We start from the raw sequence: 18265 nt of genomic DNA, 5'->3' as shown, positions 1-18265 counted from the left end.
TGGTCGCCCGGTGACACGGTCGCGGCCAGCGCTCAGGCTGGCCGCGCGATGGTTGGACTCGCCGACAGCTCGCGAGCCAGCGCCATGAGCTGCCGTGGATCGGCGGGCGATTCGACGTAGGGGAAGCTCACAACCGGAACGGTCAGCAGCAATTCCTTGAGTAGTGCCTGATTGGTGCGTTCCGCAGTGCCGCCCCGCGCCAGCGAGAGCGTCGTCAGCACCACAGCTCGCACACGCAGCCCGTGCTCTCGTACGATCTGCATGTTCATGAGAACCTGGCTGACCGCTCCCACACTATTTGGCGACACGATCACGATGTCGAGTCCCCATCGTCTGAACAGCGTCGCAAAGCTCTCGGTCTCGGTGATCGGCGCCAACAACCCACCCGCTTCCTCCACGACCACTGCATCGCTCATCGTGCAGAGCTCGGCGAAAGCGCGGTCCAGCATCTCGACGTCGATCGGTGCGTGGCCCCGGCGCGAGGAGACAAGTGGCGAAGCGGCATCCTCGAACGCAACAGGTTGCACGAGCCGGTCGGGATAGCCGATGGCGGACGCCGCTCGCATCTGCTCGATGTCGCCCGCTCCGCGCCGGCCAATCGGTTTCATGGGAGCGACGCGAGCTCCCGCCTCGCGCATCGCCGCGATGATCGCGCACGCGACCACCGTCTTCCCGACGCCGCTGTCAGTACCGACGACGCCGATTCGCGTCAACGCGATTTCACTCGTCAATCAATTGCAGCGTCCAGTCCACGGGAATGTCCTCTCTCAGTGAATCCCGGACCGAACAGTATTTGGTGACAGCGAGATCGATCGCGCGCTCCGCGTGAACGCGCTCGATCCCTGCGCCGCCGATCTCGAAGTTGAGCGTAGCGCGTGCGAGCCTCCGCGGAATGCTGTCCACGCGTTCCGCCTTGACGTTCACACTGAGTGAGCTGACCGGTGTCCTTCGCTTGGCGAGAATGTCCACCACGTCGGCCGACGCGCAACTGGCCAGCGCGCAGAGCAGCGTATCGACCATGCTGGGCCCCGTCTTCGCCGACGTGTCGAGATGAATGGTTGGACCACCGGGGCGGCCACCGTCGAACCGGCCTTCACCAGCCCAGACCACTGTTACTTCCGCCGGTATAGTTCCGCTCATGACCCCACCTCGATTGGCGCGCGCACGGTATTGCCCCATTCGGTCCACGATCCGTCATAGTTTCTGACGTTGGGATAGCCGAGGAGATAGGTAAGGACGAACCAGGTGTGCGCGGAGCGCTCACCGATGCGGCAGTAGGTGATGATATCGTCCGACGCTGTAAGGCCCTGTTCGCGCTCGTAGATCGCGCGCAGATCCGGAGCAGATTTGAACGTGGAGTCACTGTTGGCGGCGCGGGCCCACGGTACCGAGCGAGCGCCTGGAATGTGGCCGCCGCGGAGCGTTCCTTCCTGAGGATAGTCGGGCATGTGTGTGCGCTCACCGGTGAATTCCTGAGGACTTCGCACGTCGATCAGCGGTTTTGCGGCTTTCGATTGCGCGAGTGCATCCGTGGAGAAGGCACGAATCTTTTCGTCGGAGCGCGGTGGGGCGTCGTACGACGTACGCGGGAACGACGGACGCTCGGTATTCATCGGACGGCCTTCCGCTTCCCACTTGGCCCGTCCACCGTCGAGCAGCCGAACGTTCTCGAAGCCGAACAACTTGAACACCCACAGTGCATACGCGGCCCACCAGTTGTTCTTGTCGCCGTAGAGCACGACGGTTTTCGAATCGTCGATTCCGCGCGAGCGCAGCAGTTCCTGAAACTGTTCGCGGCTCACGTAGTCGCGAATCACGGTATCGTTGAGATCGGTGTGCCAGTCGAGTTTCTGGGCGCCGGGAATGTGTGCGACTTCGTACAGCAGTACATCTTCGTCGCACTCCAGTATGCGAATCGAATCATCGACAAGTCGTTCAGCGAGCCATTCGGTGCTCACGAGGGCTTCTGGGTGCGCGTATCTCTTGGCAGCGATTACAGGGTCGACTTCACTCATAAAAACATCAGTTTGTGAGGGGCGATTATTATAAGATGAATATGGCACCGTTACCAAGGCCGATGGAACCGTATGCGCGCCATATCATCATCTGCACTGGCGGCTATTGCTCGCCGGAGCGCCGAGGCCGCGCGCTGTACACTCTGCTGGCATCGCTGCTTCAGCGTGAGGGGTTGCTGTTCGGACCGAATCGTGTGAAGCGTGGCGAGACTCCGTGTCTCGGAGTCTGCGAGGGCGGGCCGATCGTCGTCGTCTATCCCGAAGGTGTGTGGTACGCCGGCGTGACGCCGCAGCTGCTCGAGCGAATAGTGGTGGAGCATCTCAAGGGCGGCCACGTTGTTGAAGAGGCAGTGTTCCACCGTGTTACGCCGGTGTAGTGCACATGCAGTGCACATCTAGTGAACGTGCAACGTCGGGCGGCGATGCGACCGGGTTTGCCTGGATCGTGTCGATGCAACACACGTGGCACGCGCTCTGCCAATGACCGTACCCCATGAAACAGAGAGGTCGCGCGACGTTCGCTGCATTGCGACTGTGCGCTACCACGCTACTCGTACACGCCACGATCCCATTACCCGGCTGCAATTGCAAGCCCGGTAGCGCGAGTGGCAGCCTAACTGCGCGCGGCACCGCTTCGTGATGATCGGGCCGATGATCGGTAGCTTGCTGCTCCACGTCGCCGATGCCGACGTAGTCACGCCCGCCAACGTCTGGCAGCACTGGGGAGGCGATCCCGGCGCGCTCGTGTCGATTGTTGCCATGGGGACGTTGTACGGAGTTGGCGTGCGGCGGTTGTGGACGAGGGCGGGGCGCGGTCACGTGGTGTCGCGCGGCGAGGTTGCATCGTTCTATCTCGGAATCCTTACGTTGCTCATGGCACTGTGCTCGCCACTCGACGCAGTGGCCGACACACTGTTTTCCCCGCACATGCTGCAGCACGTGCTGCTCATCGCAGTCGCAGCGCCGCTCGCGATTCTCGGCGCGCCGCTGCTTCCGTTCCTCTGGTGTCTGCCGCACGATGCTCGCGTAGCCGGTGGTCGTGCATGGAACGCGAGCGGGATGCGGCGTGGCGCTGCGATACTTGTACTGCCACTGCCTGCGTGGGCACTTCACACTATCGCATTGTGGGGATGGCACCTTCCCGGTCCGTACTCGGCCGCGCTCGCCAGCGCGCCCATCCATGCACTCGAGCACAGCTGCTTCTATCTCACCGCGCTGCTCATGTGGTGGGTGGCGCTCAAGCCCCTCCGCGGGCACGGCGGAATTGCCGGATCGATCCTGGTGCTCGTTGGCACCATGGTGCAGAGCGGTGCGCTCGGCGCCATTCTCACGTTCTCCGGCACGCCGTGGTACTACTCGCAGAGCGCCGGCGCCGCGCTGTGGCATCTCACCGCGCTCGAAGATCAGCAGCTGGCCGGACTCATAATGTGGATTCCAGCGGGATTCGTGTATCTGATCGCACTGCTCGCCGTGCTGCGACGAGTGTTTGATGTGCCAGCGCCGTCCAAGCTGGCGGGCGGTATCGCCGCTGCGACGGCATTCTTCGTCGCCACGTCCATGTCCGGTGGCGCGCGTGCCCCCGGTGTCCCCGTGGCCACCGGCACGGCCGGCCAGCCGCTTGCCGACGTCGCGGCTTACCTCTACACGTTACATTAGAAAGGCTTGACGAACCCCATTGACCCCCGACGGCTAGCCCTCGGCGCAGCCCAAAAAATTCTATTCGACGGACGCGACCCCGAGACGATCCTCGACCGGATCGCCAACATGGGAAACGAGCCGTCACAACCTTCCTATCGCCCTATGTCACGTCCCCGCGACAGAATTCTTGCCAACCTCGACGAGATGTATCGCGAGGCATTCGAGCGCGCCAAGGCCACTGGCGACCAGTCGCAGATGGCCACTCTCGATTTTGCGTATCGTAGAGAGCAGCTGTATTTCGAGATCCTGCTCGACGTACGCGATGCGATGGAGCGCAGATAGGGTTTGACCGATGGGCGCGGAGATGATCCACTCTCCGCTGGTCCCATGGATCGCGTTCAACGCGGTCGTTCTGATCGCGCTCGCGGTCGACCTTGGCCTCTTCAGCACCAGCAAGAAGCTGTCAGTAAAGGAAGCTGCGATTCGAAGCGCGGTGTGGGTCGCCCTGGCGCTTCTCTTCGCCCTTGGGATCTTCTACTTTCAGGGCCATCTCGCCGGAGTCGAGTTCATCACGGGCTACCTCGTGGAGTACTCGCTCTCGGTTGACAACATATTTGTGATGGTATTGATCTTCTCCTACTTCAACATCAAGGAGGAGTATCAGCACCGCGTTCTGTTCTGGGGCATACTCGGCGCGCTGGTCATGAGGGGGCTCATGATCGCGGCCGGCGCGGCTCTGTTCAACCGCTTCGCTTGGGTCACGTATGTGTTCGGCATCTTCCTCGTCATCACGGGGATACGAATGGGGATGGGCGGCGATAAGCACGTCGACCCCGGCGCAAATCCAGTGCTCAGGCTGGTCCGTCGTCTGATCCCGGTTTACAACGAATACAAGGGCGAGCACTTCTTCGTCCAGGTGAGCGACGAGAAAGGCGGAGCGAAGCGCAGAATGGCGACTCCGCTGTTCGTCGTGCTGGTTCTGATCGAGACCATGGATCTCGTCTTCGCAGTCGACAGCATACCGGCGGTTTTCGCGGTGACGCGGGTGCCGTTTCTGGTTTACACGTCGAACGTTGCTGCGATACTTGGACTGAGATCGCTGTACTTCCTGTTGTCGGGTGTTGTCGGCAAGCTTCGCTATCTCACCATCGGTCTGGCTTTCATACTCGTCTTCGTGGGACTCAAGATGCTGACGGCCGCGTGGTACGAAGTTCCCACAGTCGCATCACTCGGCGTGATAGTCGTAATCCTCGGGACCGCCGCCGCGGCTTCCATCTACGTGGACAGAAGGCAATCCGTGTGACCGGCGCCGGCCTGTCGGTCATCGTAACGAATGCCCGCGTGAGCACCGGCAATCCCGCGCGCCCCTGGGCGACGGCGCTCGGCATCGGGGACGGAAAACTTGCAGTTGTGGGGATGGCGGCGGAGATTCTCAAGATGGCGCGCGCAGACACCAGGGTAATCGACGGAGCGGGACAGCTTCTTACGCTTCCTCCCGGAGCGGTCGTGGGAAGTCACGTGACGCTGACTGTCGCGCCTGACGGTCATCTGACCATTCGCTCATCGCAGGAGCCGCGATAACCGTGGCTCCCAGGCCGCATCCGCTGGATCAGATACTCGGCACACAGGCAGCAGTACGTGTGCTGCGCGTGCTATCACCGGGAGGAGAGCACGCTCCGCCGCGCATCGCGCGCGAAACGAAGATCAGCAGGCCCGCGGTACGCGAGGCGATCATCCGCCTCGAAAAGGAAGGCGTCGTCGAGCGCGTCGGCGATGGCCGCAACGTGTTGTACAGAATTTCCTTGAACCACCCACTGGCAAAACGAATCGTGAAGCTTTTCAAGACCGAGGCGAAGCGGGGAACACTCGCCGGATTGTTGCTGCTCTGCGCGTCTTCGCTGGTCGCACAGGGAACGGTGTCAGCGCCAAAGCCCGCCGATCTCATAGTTACCGGCGGACACATCTACACGGTCGACGACACCCGTCCTGCAGCGCAGGCGTTCGCCGTGCGCGATGGCATCTTCGCGTTCGTCGGATCGACGAGCGAGGCGATGACGCTCAAGGGGCCCAACACACGTGTCATCGACCTGCACGGTGCAACGGTGCTTCCAGGCCTCGCCGACGCGCATGGTCACCTGACCGAGCTCGGTGAAACCTTGCACGAAGCCGATCTCGCCGGCAGTCTGTCGTACGACGAAGTCATCGACAGAACAAAGAAGCATGCGGGCGCGGTTCCGAAGGGCGAGTGGATAAAAGGACACGGTTGGGATCAGAATCGCTGGGCCTCCAAACAGTTTCCGACCAGTGATGCGCTGACGCGCGCGTTCCCCGACAATCCGGTCGTGCTGGAGCGCATCGACGGGCACGCATTGCTCGCCAACGCGCGCGCGATGGAAGCGGCGAAGATCACCGCTGCGACGAAGGATCCGTCCGGTGGTCGCATCGTGCGCGACGCCAGCGGCAACCCGACCGGTGTATTCGTCGACAATGCACAGGATCTGATCGGCCGCGCCGTCCCACCTCCAACCGATGCGCAGCTGGAACAGGCGATATCGGCCGCGATCGCCGACGTGCACCGCTGGGGCCTCGTCTCGATCCACGATCCGGGCGAGCCGCGCAGGATCATCGACGTCATGGAGTCCATGGCGAAGAAGGGCAACTTCGATCTCCGCGGCTACATACTCATAGCCGACGACAGCGCGGCGATCGCGCACTACTACTCCATCGGTCCGCGCAGCGAGTTGTACGGCGGCCACCTGTGGGTGCGCTCGATCAAGCTCTACGCTGACGGTGCACTCGGCTCGCGTGGCGCTGCACTGCTGTCTCCGTATTCCGACGATCCCGGCAACACTGGGCTGCTCGTCTCGACCGAAGCACACCTGCAGAGTGTTGCGACGTCGGCGCTGCGACACGGGTTTCAGGTCGCGACGCACGCGATCGGAGACCGTGGCAACAGAAACGCGCTCGACGCGTACGAAGGCGCGCTCAAGGCCGTGCCGACCGCCGACCACCGCTTTCGAATCGAGCATGCACAGATCCTCGATCCCGCCGACATCCCGCGTTTCGCTCAGCTCGGAGTGATCCCGAGCATGCAGGCAAGTCACCAGACCAGCGACATGCGCTGGGCCGAGGACAGACTCGGTCCGTCGCGCATTCGCGGTGCATACGTGTGGCGCTCGCTGCTCAACACCGGCGTAATCGTTCCGAACGGCACGGATTTTCCCGTTGAAAACGTCAATCCGCTCATCACCTTTCACAGCTCGATAACGCGCGCCGATTCCACCGGCTGGCCCGACGGCGGCTGGTATCCGGAACAACGGATGACGCGCGATGAAGCTCTCAAGTCGATGACGATCTGGGCTGCGTATGCCGGATTTCAGGAGCACGTGATGGGCTCCATCACCCCCGGCAAGTACGCGGACTTCACCGTGCTCGATCAGGACATCATGACGATACCTGCGAGCGACATCCTCAAGACCAGTGTCCTCTCGACGTACATCGGTGGCAAGAGTGTCTACGAACGCAAATAGCGCATGTACTCGACCTGCCTCTTCTGCCACAACAACCTCGGCGCGAACGAGGTAGTCGAGCATTTCCCCATCGGACGCCGCCTGGCGTTCGATGGAGAGAAGGGCAGATTGTGGGTAGTGTGTCGCTCGTGCGAGCGATGGAACCTCACTCCCATCGAAGAGCGATGGGAAGCGATCGAAGAGTGCGAGCGATTGTTTCGCGACACGAAGTTGCGCATGTCCACGGAACACATCGGACTCGCGCGAGTTGCCGAAGGTTTGGAACTCGTTCGCGTTGGAGATCCGCAGCGCCCCGAAATGGCGGCGTGGAGATACGGGGATCAGTTCGGTAAGAGGCGCCAGCGGCATTACATCATGGCCGGAGCTGGCGTCGTCGCTGTCGGCGTGCTCGTGTCGGGAGCGGTTTCGGTTGGACTCTTCGCAGGCGGCGGAGCCAGCCTTTACAGTGTGGCGTTCAATAGTTTCAACGCAGTACGGGGGCGACGCGTCGTCGCGAAAGTTCCAACACCGAATGGAATTGTGAAAGTCACTCGCGCACAGTTGCCGCACGCAAAGATCATTCGATCGACCGAATCAGGCTGGCAACTTTCGCTTCCCCAAGGCAGTCACAAGTGGCGCCGGATGAATTCTCGGCGGATCGACGCTGGGCCGACAGTAAACCTGGACGCGCGAGACGCGCTCCCGGCACTTGCCGCCCTTCTTCCCGCGATAAACGGTCGCGGTGGAACGAAGCGCGATGTCCAGACGGCAGTCGAACTCGTCGAGCAAGCGGGGAATGCAACCCGACTCCTGGATACGGCTGCTTCATTCGCAATGAAGACGAGTTGGAGCGCGACAGCACAGGGCCGCCTCTCCACCATCCCACTCGAAGCGCGTCTCGCGCTCGAGATGATGACGCACGAAGACGACGAGCGGCGCGCGCTCGAAGGCGAGCTCGCCGCTCTCGAGGAACGATGGAAGGAAGCCGAGGAGATCGCCGAAATCTCGGACAACATGTTCCTCCCATCGTCGATCACAGATTGGATGAGCAAGATCCGCGGATGACGAAACCGGCGCGGGATCGCGCGCAACCGCGCCGGTGTATGACAACACTCACTTCATAACGGAGTAACGGTGGCCACACCGCTGCTTGAGTTTTTCGGTCTCGTGCCCGGCGCTTCCAAGCGCGGGACTGTGGACGTCGTCGCGCCGGTACGCACTTTTGCCGACGTCATCCTTCCGCCGAAAACGCGCCAGACCCTGGAGCAGGCGCTCGCGCAGGTTCGCAATCACGACCTCATCTTCCGGCAATGGGGACTCGGCGAGCGTCACGCCACCGGACTCGGTCTCGCCTTCAACTTTGCAGGGCCTCCGGGAACCGGCAAGACGATCTGCGCCGAGGCCATAGCGCAGGCGTTGGGACGACGTCTTCTCGTCGTACGCTATTCGGAGATGGAGTCGATGTGGGCCGGCGAGACTCCCAAGAACGTCGCAGCCGTATTCCGCGTCGCGGACGAGCAGGGCGCCGTGCTTTTCTTCGACGAGGCCGACGCGATCGCCGCGCGGCGTTCTACATCCGATTTGCAGCCGATGCAGCGCGAGTCGAATACGATCGTGAACGTGTTGTTGCGCGAGCTGGAGAGTTTCAACGGAGTCGTGATATTCGCGACGAACCTTGCCGCGAACTTCGATCCCGCATTCGAGCGACGCATCCGCACGCACGTTCTGTTCGAGCGGCCCGGTGCCGAAGAACGCGAGCAGATCTGGCGCGTTCAGATCCATCCCGACAAGACGCCGCTCGCTGCAGACGTCGACTTTCATGTGCTCGCCGAATTGTTCGACGCGAGTGGCGGCGAGATCAAGAATGCAGTCCTCAAGGCGGCCGCGATGGCAGCGGCAGAGCCAGCGACGGCATCACCGCGCGCGATTCACCAGGCACACTTCGAGGCTGCAATGCGCGACGTGCTCACGGCCAAGAGCATCATGCGCCAATCTCTGTTCGATGCGGCCCAGGTGCCGGAGGATAGCGCCGAGAAGCGAGTGATGGCGGCGTTTGAGGAGGCACAGGGGAGGTGGGCGGCGGCGGTGCGCGTCACGCTGATCGTTGCGGGCGCGGCGCTGGTGCTCGCGGCCATCGCGCTCCTCGTGACTCTGCTGCGCTAGAGTTGCGAACGGTCGTTCGATCGGATTTGATCGCGCGATTTGCCGGAGCTTCAGGTTGCATCAGCCTTAACGTTCGCCTCCCCTCGACGTCGTATGTTTAGCCGCGCGATCGGGCCTGTGCGGCATCAAATCAAGGAGAAGAGAAAGACATGAAGCTACAATTTCTGGCAGTAGCGGCTGCAGCTGGTCTGATGGCCGTTCCCGCACTGCATGCTCAGGCAACGACTCCGCCTCAGGCATCGATTACGGGCCATAATTCCCCGCAGCGCGGGATGATGCACCGCGGGATGATGCGGAACCTGAATCTTACCGCCGATCAGCAGGCGAAGATGAAGGCGATCCACGAGAAGTACGCGCCACAGATGAAGGCCGCGCGCGAGAAGTCCAAGCCGGACTTCGACGCCATGAAGAAGGCCCGTGCAAGCCACGACACCGCGGCAATGAAGGCCGCGCGCGCCAAGCTCCAGGCGGACATGGCGCCGATGCAGGGTGTGATGAAGCAGCAGATGGCGGAGATGCGCGCGATCCTTACGCCGGAGCAGCAGCAGAAGATGGACAGCGCGCACGTGCGCATGCAGGGCCACATGGGCGGACGCGGATTCCGTCCCGGAATGGGCACCAAGCCAGCGCAGCCGGTGAAGCCAGCCAACACGCTGTAGTTCCGACAGCCAAGCTCATTGACGTAGCTGCACCAGACGCGGGCCGTCCTTATTGGATTGCCCGCGTCGTTTTTTCGCCGGTCTGATTGCAACGAACCAACAGATATTCTCCCCGCGCGGATCGACCGCGCTCCATCTTCACAGGGAGAAGTCATGACACTCAGCCGAATTCTGTTCGCCGTGGTCGCCTGCTGTATCAGCACCAGCATCAGCACCAGCTCGATGAGCGCCCAATCGATCCACACATATGGCCGCGCCAAACCCGCCATGTGGACCGCGCTGCAGCTCACCGAATCACAGAAGGCACAGGTGAAGTCGATCCACGAGAAGTACGCGCCCGCCATGAAAGCCGCGCGAAAAGTCGGCGCCGACAGTGCAGCCACGATCAACGATCGCGAGATGAGCGACGTTCGCGCGGTGCTCACGTCATCGCAGCAGGTGACGTTCGATTCATACATGACCGGGGCGAAGAGATCCAAGCGGAGCACCCGGGTCAAGGTGATGCCGGCGAAGATCGCAGTGCCGAGGTGAGGAGTGTGTGAAGCGGGCTCCGCTGGTTGCTGTCGGGCGGGCCGGGTTCATTGCGGCAAGCCCAACTCATTGAATCTCGATCCGGCAAGCCCAGCTCATTGAATCTCGTCGTCGATCTGGCAGATCTGGCCGGGAGCTTCATTTAAGTGAAAGGCGCGGATGCATCCGCGCCCCACCATCGCTGGCCATCGGTGCGCGAATCGGGTGCGCGAGTCCTCAGCCACCGGTGTTGGTCTTATCGTTCTCCGAAAGCAACGACACTCTCCACTAGCGAAGACGGTACACGAAGGTGGGGCACGGATGCATCCGTGCCTTTCTCTCTCAATGCCATCGAGATCGAGGTCGTGACGAGATCATAGGTTGGATAGTTTCGAGCCCCCCTCCCCCCGGTTGCAAATTCTGTCGCCTAGCGCAAAACTGGCCAACCGCACAATATTCGGCCCGAACAGAATGATGTCGTCGCGGCTGCAGCACAGCCGCAATGGCTGCTTCCACAATTCACTCGCGGCCGACAACATGCCGAATTTTCGCCCTGCAACTCTGCTTGCGTCCGTAATCTGTGCGAGCGTCGCTGCTGCGTCCGGCTCCGCATCAGTCGCACACGCACAAGCGACCGACTCGGCGGACATTCTCGTCCGTGGTGGCACAGTTGTGGACGGAACCGGCAGTCCTGGTCGAGCGGCGGACGTCGCGATTCGCGGCGATCGCATCGTTTTCGTTGGGAATGCGACGGCCGCGCACATTCACGCCACCCGTACGATCGACGCCAGGGGCCTCATCGTCGCGCCCGGCTTCATCGACTCGCATACTCATGCGGAGTCCGATCTGTCCAGTCCCGCGCGACATGGTAACGTCAACTATCTCATGCAGGGCGTGACGACCGTCATGACCGGCAACGACGGATCCAGTCCGCTCGAGGTGGGAAAGACGCTCGACAGGTGGCAGCAGCAGGGAATCGGGACCAACGCCGCGATGTTCATCGGTGAGGGATCGGTGCGCGGACACGTGCTCGGAATGTCCGACGCAAAGCCGACGCCTGCACAGATGGACAGCATGCGCGCGCTCGTGGCGCGTGGAATGGACGGCGGCGCACTTGGTATTTCAACGGGTCTTTACTACGCACCCGGAAGCTACGCCTCGACCGAGGAAGTGATCGAGCTGTCCAAGGTTGCGGCACAGCATGGTGGCATCTACGACACGCATCTCCGCGACGAGAGCTCCTACACGGTCGGCCTCATCGGCGCCGTAAATGAGGCGATCCGCATCGGCCGCGAGGCGCACATGCGCATCCACATCTCGCACATCAAGGCGCTGGGCACCGACGTGTGGGGTCAGAGCGACACAGTGATCGCCCTCATCAACAATGCGCGCAGGGCAGGTGTCGATGTTGTCGCGTGTCAGTATCCGTATACCGCGTCCGGTACCAGCGTCGGTGCGTCGCTTCTGCCGCGCTGGGCCGAGGAGGGTGGGCGCGACTCGCTGCTCGCGCGCATTGCAGATGCGCCGACACATGCGCGGCTCGTCGCGGATATGCAGAACAATCTGCGGCGGCGTGGCGGAGCTGCTGCGCTGGTCATCACGACCGAGCGCGATACCGGTGCGACCGCTGGCCTCCGTGGCAGGACACTTGATCAGGCTGCCAGGGCGCACAACCGGTCGCCGATCGACGAGGCGATAGAGATAGTGAAGAGCGGCGACGCGAGTGTAGCGTCGTTCAACATGAAGGATTCCGACATCGACAACTTCATGAAGCAGCCGTGGGTGAGCACCTGCTCCGACGGATCGGGCGGTCATCCGAGAAAGTACGGCACGTTCCCGAGAAAGCTGCGCGAGTATGTGTACAAGCGTCACGTTCTCACGCTTCCGCAGGCCGTGCACGTGAGCAGCGCACTCACCGCGCAGACGCTGGGAATCAAGGATCGCGGAACGGTTGCAGTCGGGAAATATGCCGACGTCATAGTCTTCGATCCGAAGACCGTTGCGGACAAATCGACATACGAGCAGCCAACGCTTCTGGCGGTCGGCATGCGCTACGTACTCGTGAACGGCGTTCCCGCGGTGGACGGCGGAACGTACACCGGCGCGCTGGCAGGGCGCGCGATCAAACGTGCCGGAACACCGACGTCGTAACTAGGGTGTGAATTCGCTCCGGTAGCCGAGCTGCTCCGATAGGGAGTTGGCAGCCTTCAGCACCGCCTCGCTGCAGAGTTTCAGTCGGTCTTCAGGAACTCTGGAGATCGGCGCGCCGATGGTGAGCGCGCCGACCACCAGGCCCGTGTGATTCCGGACCGGCGCACCGACGGCTGCGAGATCGTCCTCCATCTCGGCCCACGCGACTGAATAGCCCTGCTCGCGCACAGTCGCCAGCTCTTCGAGAAAGTCGTCGAGGTTCGTGATGCTTCGCGCGGCGAGCTTTGGAAACTGTGCCGGCAGCAGTCGTCGCAGCTCCGCGGGCGCGTGCCAGGCCAGCAACGACTTGCCCGCGGCAGTGGCGTGGACGGGAAGCCGGCGGCCAACCCAACCGGTATGCATGATTGGACGCGGGCTCTCGACGGCCGAAAGGTTCATCGCTTCGGCCCCGACCAGCACCGCGAGATTGGAAGTCTCACCCGTGGTAGCCGCGAGCCACTGCAGCTCGGCGATCGCCAGCCGCTGAAGGCTCGTGGCATCGCGCGCCAGCTCGCCGATGACGGCGAGCCGGGCCGATAGCCGGTAGCGCAGCGAAACCGGGTCGCGATCGAGGAACCCCGCAGCCTCCATCGCGCTCAGCCAGCGTGACAGCGTTCCCTTGGAAAGTCCGAGCTGGTTGGCCGCCTCCACTACGCCGACCTCGCGAAGGCTGGGCGAAAACAGCTCCAGGACACTCATGCTCTTTTTCAGCACAGTTCTTCTCGTGACAGGTGAATGCAACCCTGTTGCAAACTCTAGAACTCTAACCGCATCCCCAGATATACGCACGGGAGCGACTGTCGTGACGAGCGAATCCGGTGCTTTCGAAGGATCAGGGACAAAACCCGTCCTTGCGCGACACGACATGCCGTACGATGTTAATTCCGCGTTAAGACAATTGATGGGACAGAGTTGCAGATTCTGCAACTCTTTTTCGATATGTTCTTGACGACAGGCGAAGCACGAAGCGACCCTCTACCGCGGAGAAATGGTGTTAGTTGCCAGCCCTTGTACGCTCGCTCCCTCTCAACAGGACATCTGACATGATTACTGATCTGCTTCGCGCCCGCGGTCGTGGCGCGATTGGCGCGTTCGTGCTGCTTGTGTCGTTCGCTGGGGTGGCTGCAGCCCAGACGGGAACCGTTACGGGACACGTGATGGTGAGGGGCACCACCCAGCCGATTCCCGACGCGCACGTGACCGTCACGGGGACCAACCTTGGCGCATCGACCAATGCGAGCGGCGCGTACAGGATTTCCGGTCTGAAGCCGGGAACGTACAGGTTGCGCGCGCTGCGCATCGGCTACGCAGAGCAACAGCAGTCAGTCACCATCACAGACGCTCAGTCGGCAACGGTCGACTTCGCGCTCGAAGCAGTCGCGACCAAGCTCGAAGGGGTCGTGACGACCGTGACGGGCCAGCAGCGAAAGATCGAGGTCGGTAACGCGATCGCGCAGATCGACGCGGCCAAGGATGTTCAGACCAAGGCCGTGGCGAACGTGGCAGATCTGCTCACTTCGCGCGCGGCCGGCGTTCAGGTTACGCCCGGTCTCAACACGGGTGGCGGATCGCGCATCCGCATTCGCGGAACGAGTTCCCTGTCGCTCTCCAACAATCCGATCTACGTCATCGACGGAGTTCGCGTGGAAGGCACGACCGGATCATCGACACTGAGCGTGGGTGGAACGACGCCGGACCGAATCGACGACATCAATCCTGAAGAAATTGCTTCCATCGAAGTAGTTCGCGGCCCATCAGCGGCGACACTGTACGGCACCGACGCGGCCAACGGCGTGATCGTCATCACGACGAAACACGGCACCTCCGGGAAGACGGAGCTCAAGTACTTCACCGAACAGGGAGTACACGTCGACAACAACACCTATCCGGACGCGTACACCGGCTGGACGACGGGCAAGACGGCGGCGACGACGTCGAGTGTGTCCAACAGGGTGAATTGTTATTTGACCGCCCAGGCTTACGGAACGTGCACGCAGGACAGTGTGACCAGCTACAATCTCTACAAGGACCCTCAATCGACGCCGAACGGGGCAGGTTATCGCCAGGCGCACGGGCTGCAGTTGAGTGGCGGATCACCGGCGGTTCGCTATTTCATGAGCGGCCAGTGGGAGAGCGAGGACGGCGTGCTCAAGGTGCCGGAGTTCGACCAGGCGTATCTCGCGGCGCACAATCTCAAGCTTCGCCCGGAAGCGGCCGACCCGAATCACATGGGCAAGATCTCGACGCGTGCGAACTTCAACATGGCGCTCAGTCCGCAGTTCGACCTCGCGTTCAATACGGGATACATATCGCAGAATATGCGACTTCCAACGAGCGATGACTCGGGAACCGAAGGAGTCGCCGGCAACACGTACGCGGGACCGGGATTCAAGTACAACATCAATCCGGCGACCGGCGACACCTTGTATGGTTGGCGTCAGATCACGCCACGCGACATCTACCAGGTCTACACCAATCAGGCGATCCAGCGCGTCATCACTGGAGGCAACTCCAACTGGCGTCCGACCGACTGGTTCACGGTCCGCGCGGATCTCGGCCTGGACTACATCAATCGCACTGACACGCAGCTCTGCCGTTTCGCAGAGTGCCCGAATCTGGGCGGCGACAGCCGGCTTGGCTTCAAGATCGACAATCGTACCAACTTCTTCACCTACACGGCGAACCTGAGCGGCAGCGCGACCCACAAGATCAACGACGCTGTTGGATCGACCACGACGGTCGGTCTTCAGTTTGTTCGCAGCCTGTTCGATCGCAATGGCGCACAGGGCATTCACCTCTCTCCCGGCGCGACGACGATCACCGGCGCCGGCACACTCACCGCCGACGAGTCGACCACCGAGACCCGCACGCTCGGTGCATTCCTCGAAGAGCGCCTTGCATTCGGTGACAACCTGTTCCTGACCGGCGCGGTGCGCTCGGATCGCAACAGCGCATTCGGTGCGAACTTCAAGACTGTTCTGTACCCCAAGGTTTCCGCATCCTGGGTCATCTCGAACCAGTCGTTTTTCCCGAAGCTCAGCTGGGTCAATCAGCTGCGTCTGCGCAGTGCGTACGGCGCATCCGGTGTCGAGCCGGGAACCACCGACGCGGTCCAGTACTACACGGCAACCAACGCGCTTACCTCCAGTGGCAATGCGCCCGCACTGGTCTTCTCGGCGCTCGGCAACCAGAACCTCAAGCCGGAGCGATCTTCCGAGTTCGAGCTTGGCGCGGACGGAACGTTCTTCGGCGGCCGGATATCCAGCGAGATCACGTACTACAGCAAACAGTCCAAGGACGCACTCGTCAGTCGCGTTCTACCGCCGTCACTCGGCACCGGAACCACTGCACGTCTCGAGAACCTCGGGCATGTGAGTAACAAGGGTTGGGAGGCGCTGGTCACGTTGATACCGATCCAGCACGTTGGATACGGTTGGGACATCACATTCAACGGATCGACGAACACCAATGAGCTCGTGAGCCTGGGCGGCGTGCCGCCGATCGTGCTGAGCTCGACGCTCCAGGATCGCGAGGGATATCCGCTCAACGGTTGGTGGACGAAGCCGATCCTGAGCTACAGCGACAAGAATCACGACGGTGTCATCGAGTACAACAAGGATCCGACACTGAGCGAGGTCACCGTGGGCGATACCGCGGCGTATCTCGGTAACTCGATGCCGAAATACCAGTTGGCGATGACGAACGGCATCGAGTTCTTCCATCGCCTGTTCCGCGTGGAAGCGATGTTCGACTACAAAGGTGACTACAAGATCTACAACAACACCGAGCGCATTCGCTGCGCGAGCCGTAACAACTGCTCCGGTCTGATCAATCCTGCGTCATCGTTGTTCGAGCAGGCGCGTACCGTGGCAGTGCGAGAGACGCCAAGCCGAACCGTCGGCGGCTTCATAGAGCCCGGCGACTTCATCCGCTTCCGCGAGTTGAATCTGACGTACACGGCTCCGGACCGCATCGCGAACAAGATTCTCCACAGCCGGAACCTGGCTATCACGCTCGCAGCACGTAACCTCGGTATTGTCTGGACCAAGTACAGCGGTGTCGATCCCGAAGCGTTTGCGACGACGGGCGACGCACCTTCGGAATTCCAGGCTTTCGGTCCGCCGACGTACTACATGCTCCGCTTCTCCATCGGCTTCTAGGATGACACCTCCAATGACTTCACAAATGACAATACGTTCGCGCAGCTTCGTGCTGCGCTGGGCAGCGCCGCTCGCGGTTGTTGGTACGCTCGCGCTTGCCGCTTGCAACGTCGCTGACGTGCTGAAGGTTACAGATCCGGACGTCATCAATCCGAGTGACGTGCAGTCCGCTGCCGGTGCGTCTGCAGTCCGGTACGGGGCGATAGCACGACTCAATTCCGCAACCAGCGGCGGCAGCACCGGTTCGGAAGGGTTGTTCCTTCTGAGCGGCTTGCTGGCCGACGAGTGGAACAACGGCGACTCGTTCATCGACCGCCAGTCGGTGGATGAGCGCGTGATCAATCCATCGAACAGTTTCCTTACGGACGTCGATCGGATGCTGCACCGTGCGAGATTGGCGGCCACGCAGGCGGTGCAGCTGCTGCAGAAGTACAGTCCAAACGGCCCGCCGTCGGATATCGCCGAGATGTATTTCGTTCAGGCGTATGTGGAAAACGCGATCGGTGAGAATTACTGCAACGGTCTCATACTGAGCACCATCACCAACGGCACGGAAGTGTACGGCTCGCCGATGTCGACGACCGATGCGTTCAAGCTTGCGCTCGCGCATGCGGACAGCGGCATCGCGCTGATCACGGGAACGTCCGCTGCCGATCTGAGGGTGAAGGATGCGCTCCTGGTGACACGCGGCCGGATCCTGCTCAATCTCGACAGGCCGGCAGACGCGGCGGTGGCAGTGGCAGGCGTGCCAACCAGTTTTGTGTACCAGAATCTGCATTCGCAGGCGACGACCGACAACCAGATATGGAGCTATAACAACATCGCACGCCGTTACAGCGTCAGCACTGGTGAAGGTACGAATGGCCTGAACTTCGCCACTGCGAACGATCCGCGGGTACCGATCTGCACGGGTGGTGACACCAAGTGCAAGGCGATCGGCGCCACGTTCAACACGCGAGACGACGGATCGACTCCGCTATTCGTACAGATGATCTGGCCGACGCGCGACGCTTCGGTGACGATCGTCGGCGGTGTCGAAGCGCGTATGATCGAAGCCGAGGCGGCATTCCGCGCAGGCAACCCCGCCGGCGCGATCGCCAAGCTCAACCAGGCGCGCAGTGAAGGCGGTGTCGCCGGACTTCCAGCGACGCTGACCGACCCCGGTACGGACGCGGCACGCGTCGACCTGATATTCCGTGAACGTGCCTTCTGGCTGTTCTCCACGGGACATCGTGTAGGCGACATGCGCCGGCTCATCAAGTTCTACAACAGACCGGCCGAGTCGGTGTTCCCGACGGGCGCATGGCACAAGGGCGGAAATTACGGTCCGGACGTGAACTTCCCTGTTCCGCAGGCGGAACAGAACAATCCAAACCTGCCCTCTGCGCAGACCTGCACTGACCGCAACGCGTGATGCATTC

Annotated in this window: 17 protein-coding genes; 13 read left to right on the top strand and 4 right to left on the bottom strand. The window is 61.8% G+C overall.

The features are described 5' to 3' along the window. Positions 1 to 32: 32 nt before the first annotated feature. The 3 genes from bioD to V4529_15275 are packed head-to-tail and all read right to left on the bottom strand — an operon-like array spanning position 33 to position 2015. Entirely contained in the window at positions 33 to 731 is a 699-nt protein-coding gene (gene bioD, locus V4529_15285) for a dethiobiotin synthase (GenBank protein MES2359698.1), read from the bottom strand. Further along, on the bottom strand, positions 721 to 1140 hold the full coding sequence (locus tag V4529_15280) for an OsmC family protein (protein ID MES2359697.1): 420 nt from the start codon (positions 1138 to 1140) through the stop codon (positions 721 to 723). Before V4529_15280 ends, bioD begins: the two co-directional genes overlap by 11 nt. Further along, a complete protein-coding gene (locus V4529_15275; protein ID MES2359696.1) occupies positions 1137 to 2015 on the bottom strand; it encodes a sulfurtransferase in 879 nt (292 codons plus the stop codon). The genes V4529_15280 and V4529_15275 overlap by 4 nt, the downstream gene beginning before the upstream one ends. A 41-nt stretch (positions 2016 to 2056) precedes the next feature. On the opposite strand from V4529_15275, the gene V4529_15270 reads away from it, so the two are divergent. The 11 genes from V4529_15270 to V4529_15220 all read left to right on the top strand — a co-directional run bounded on the left by V4529_15270 (position 2057) and on the right by V4529_15220 (position 12645). After that, positions 2057 to 2392: a (2Fe-2S) ferredoxin domain-containing protein gene (locus V4529_15270; GenBank protein MES2359695.1), complete on the top strand. Its 336-nt coding sequence runs from the start codon at positions 2057 to 2059 to the stop codon at positions 2390 to 2392. 274 nt (positions 2393 to 2666) lie between these two features. Beyond that, the gene (locus V4529_15265) at positions 2667 to 3671 is read left to right on the top strand and encodes a cytochrome c oxidase assembly protein (protein ID MES2359694.1); all 1005 of its coding nucleotides are present in this window, start codon (positions 2667 to 2669) and stop codon (positions 3669 to 3671) included. 144 nt (positions 3672 to 3815) lie between these two features. Then, the gene (locus V4529_15260; protein ID MES2359693.1) at positions 3816 to 3995 is read left to right on the top strand and encodes a hypothetical protein; all 180 of its coding nucleotides are present in this window, start codon (positions 3816 to 3818) and stop codon (positions 3993 to 3995) included. Between the two features lie 10 nt (positions 3996 to 4005). Beyond that, positions 4006 to 4956: a TerC family protein gene (locus V4529_15255; protein MES2359692.1), complete on the top strand. Its 951-nt coding sequence runs from the start codon at positions 4006 to 4008 to the stop codon at positions 4954 to 4956. Then, positions 4953 to 5234, top strand: a complete 282-nt coding sequence (locus V4529_15250) for a hypothetical protein (GenBank protein ID MES2359691.1) — start codon at positions 4953 to 4955, stop codon at positions 5232 to 5234. Before V4529_15255 ends, V4529_15250 begins: the two co-directional genes overlap by 4 nt. Positions 5235 to 5236: 2 nt before the next feature. Continuing rightward, positions 5237 to 7183, top strand: coding sequence for an amidohydrolase family protein (locus V4529_15245; GenBank protein ID MES2359690.1), 1947 nt, complete (start codon positions 5237 to 5239; stop codon positions 7181 to 7183). Positions 7184 to 7186: 3 nt separating this feature from the next. Beyond that, the gene (locus tag V4529_15240) at positions 7187 to 8227 is read left to right on the top strand and encodes a hypothetical protein (GenBank protein MES2359689.1); all 1041 of its coding nucleotides are present in this window, start codon (positions 7187 to 7189) and stop codon (positions 8225 to 8227) included. A gap of 69 nt (positions 8228 to 8296) precedes the next feature. Next, entirely contained in the window at positions 8297 to 9325 is a 1029-nt protein-coding gene (locus V4529_15235; protein MES2359688.1) for an ATP-binding protein, read from the top strand. A gap of 149 nt (positions 9326 to 9474) precedes the next feature. After that, entirely contained in the window at positions 9475 to 9984 is a 510-nt protein-coding gene (locus V4529_15230) for a Spy/CpxP family protein refolding chaperone (GenBank protein ID MES2359687.1), read from the top strand. A gap of 153 nt (positions 9985 to 10137) precedes the next feature. Next, positions 10138 to 10515 (top strand): hypothetical protein, encoded by a 378-nt coding sequence (locus V4529_15225; GenBank protein MES2359686.1) that lies wholly within the window; start codon positions 10138 to 10140, stop codon positions 10513 to 10515. 453 nt (positions 10516 to 10968) lie between these two features. Further along, the gene (locus V4529_15220; protein ID MES2359685.1) at positions 10969 to 12645 is read left to right on the top strand and encodes an amidohydrolase family protein; all 1677 of its coding nucleotides are present in this window, start codon (positions 10969 to 10971) and stop codon (positions 12643 to 12645) included. Here the strand turns inward: V4529_15220 and V4529_15215 are convergent, their stop codons facing one another. Then, on the bottom strand, positions 12646 to 13383 hold the full coding sequence (locus tag V4529_15215) for an IclR family transcriptional regulator (protein ID MES2359684.1): 738 nt from the start codon (positions 13381 to 13383) through the stop codon (positions 12646 to 12648). Positions 13384 to 13727: 344 nt separating this feature from the next. Here V4529_15215 and V4529_15210 point away from each other — a divergent pair, with 344 nt between their 5' ends. Both V4529_15210 and V4529_15205 read left to right on the top strand, forming a co-directional pair. Then, complete coding sequence (locus tag V4529_15210) at positions 13728 to 16844, top strand: SusC/RagA family TonB-linked outer membrane protein (protein MES2359683.1); 3117 nt, start codon at positions 13728 to 13730, stop codon at positions 16842 to 16844. A 25-nt stretch (positions 16845 to 16869) separates the two neighbouring features. After that, entirely contained in the window at positions 16870 to 18258 is a 1389-nt protein-coding gene (locus V4529_15205) for a RagB/SusD family nutrient uptake outer membrane protein (GenBank protein MES2359682.1), read from the top strand. Positions 18259 to 18265 lie beyond the last annotated feature (7 nt).

This window comes from Gemmatimonadota bacterium, assembly GCA_040388625.1.
In the GTDB taxonomy this organism is placed as follows: Bacteria; Gemmatimonadota; Gemmatimonadetes; order Gemmatimonadales; family Gemmatimonadaceae; genus Fen-1247.
This window is presented reverse-complemented; position numbering and strand designations above follow the sequence as displayed.

Coding starts and splice junctions, on each gene's coding strand:
- V4529_15240 (MES2359689.1), top strand. CDS start 7,187: ATGTACTCGACCTGCCTCTTCTGCCACAACAACCTCGGCGCGAACGAG.
- V4529_15225 (MES2359686.1), top strand. CDS start 10,138: ATGACACTCAGCCGAATTCTGTTCGCCGTGGTCGCCTGCTGTATCAGC.
- V4529_15220 (MES2359685.1), top strand. CDS start 10,969: ATGTCGTCGCGGCTGCAGCACAGCCGCAATGGCTGCTTCCACAATTCA.
- V4529_15280 (MES2359697.1), bottom strand. CDS start 1,140: ATGAGCGGAACTATACCGGCGGAAGTAACAGTGGTCTGGGCTGGTGAA.
- V4529_15230 (MES2359687.1), top strand. CDS start 9,475: ATGAAGCTACAATTTCTGGCAGTAGCGGCTGCAGCTGGTCTGATGGCC.
- V4529_15260 (MES2359693.1), top strand. CDS start 3,816: ATGTCACGTCCCCGCGACAGAATTCTTGCCAACCTCGACGAGATGTAT.
- V4529_15255 (MES2359692.1), top strand. CDS start 4,006: ATGGGCGCGGAGATGATCCACTCTCCGCTGGTCCCATGGATCGCGTTC.
- V4529_15210 (MES2359683.1), top strand. CDS start 13,728: ATGATTACTGATCTGCTTCGCGCCCGCGGTCGTGGCGCGATTGGCGCG.
- V4529_15270 (MES2359695.1), top strand. CDS start 2,057: ATGGCACCGTTACCAAGGCCGATGGAACCGTATGCGCGCCATATCATC.
- V4529_15205 (MES2359682.1), top strand. CDS start 16,870: ATGACAATACGTTCGCGCAGCTTCGTGCTGCGCTGGGCAGCGCCGCTC.
- V4529_15275 (MES2359696.1), bottom strand. CDS start 2,015: ATGAGTGAAGTCGACCCTGTAATCGCTGCCAAGAGATACGCGCACCCA.
- V4529_15215 (MES2359684.1), bottom strand. CDS start 13,383: ATGAGTGTCCTGGAGCTGTTTTCGCCCAGCCTTCGCGAGGTCGGCGTA.
- V4529_15265 (MES2359694.1), top strand. CDS start 2,667: ATGATCGGTAGCTTGCTGCTCCACGTCGCCGATGCCGACGTAGTCACG.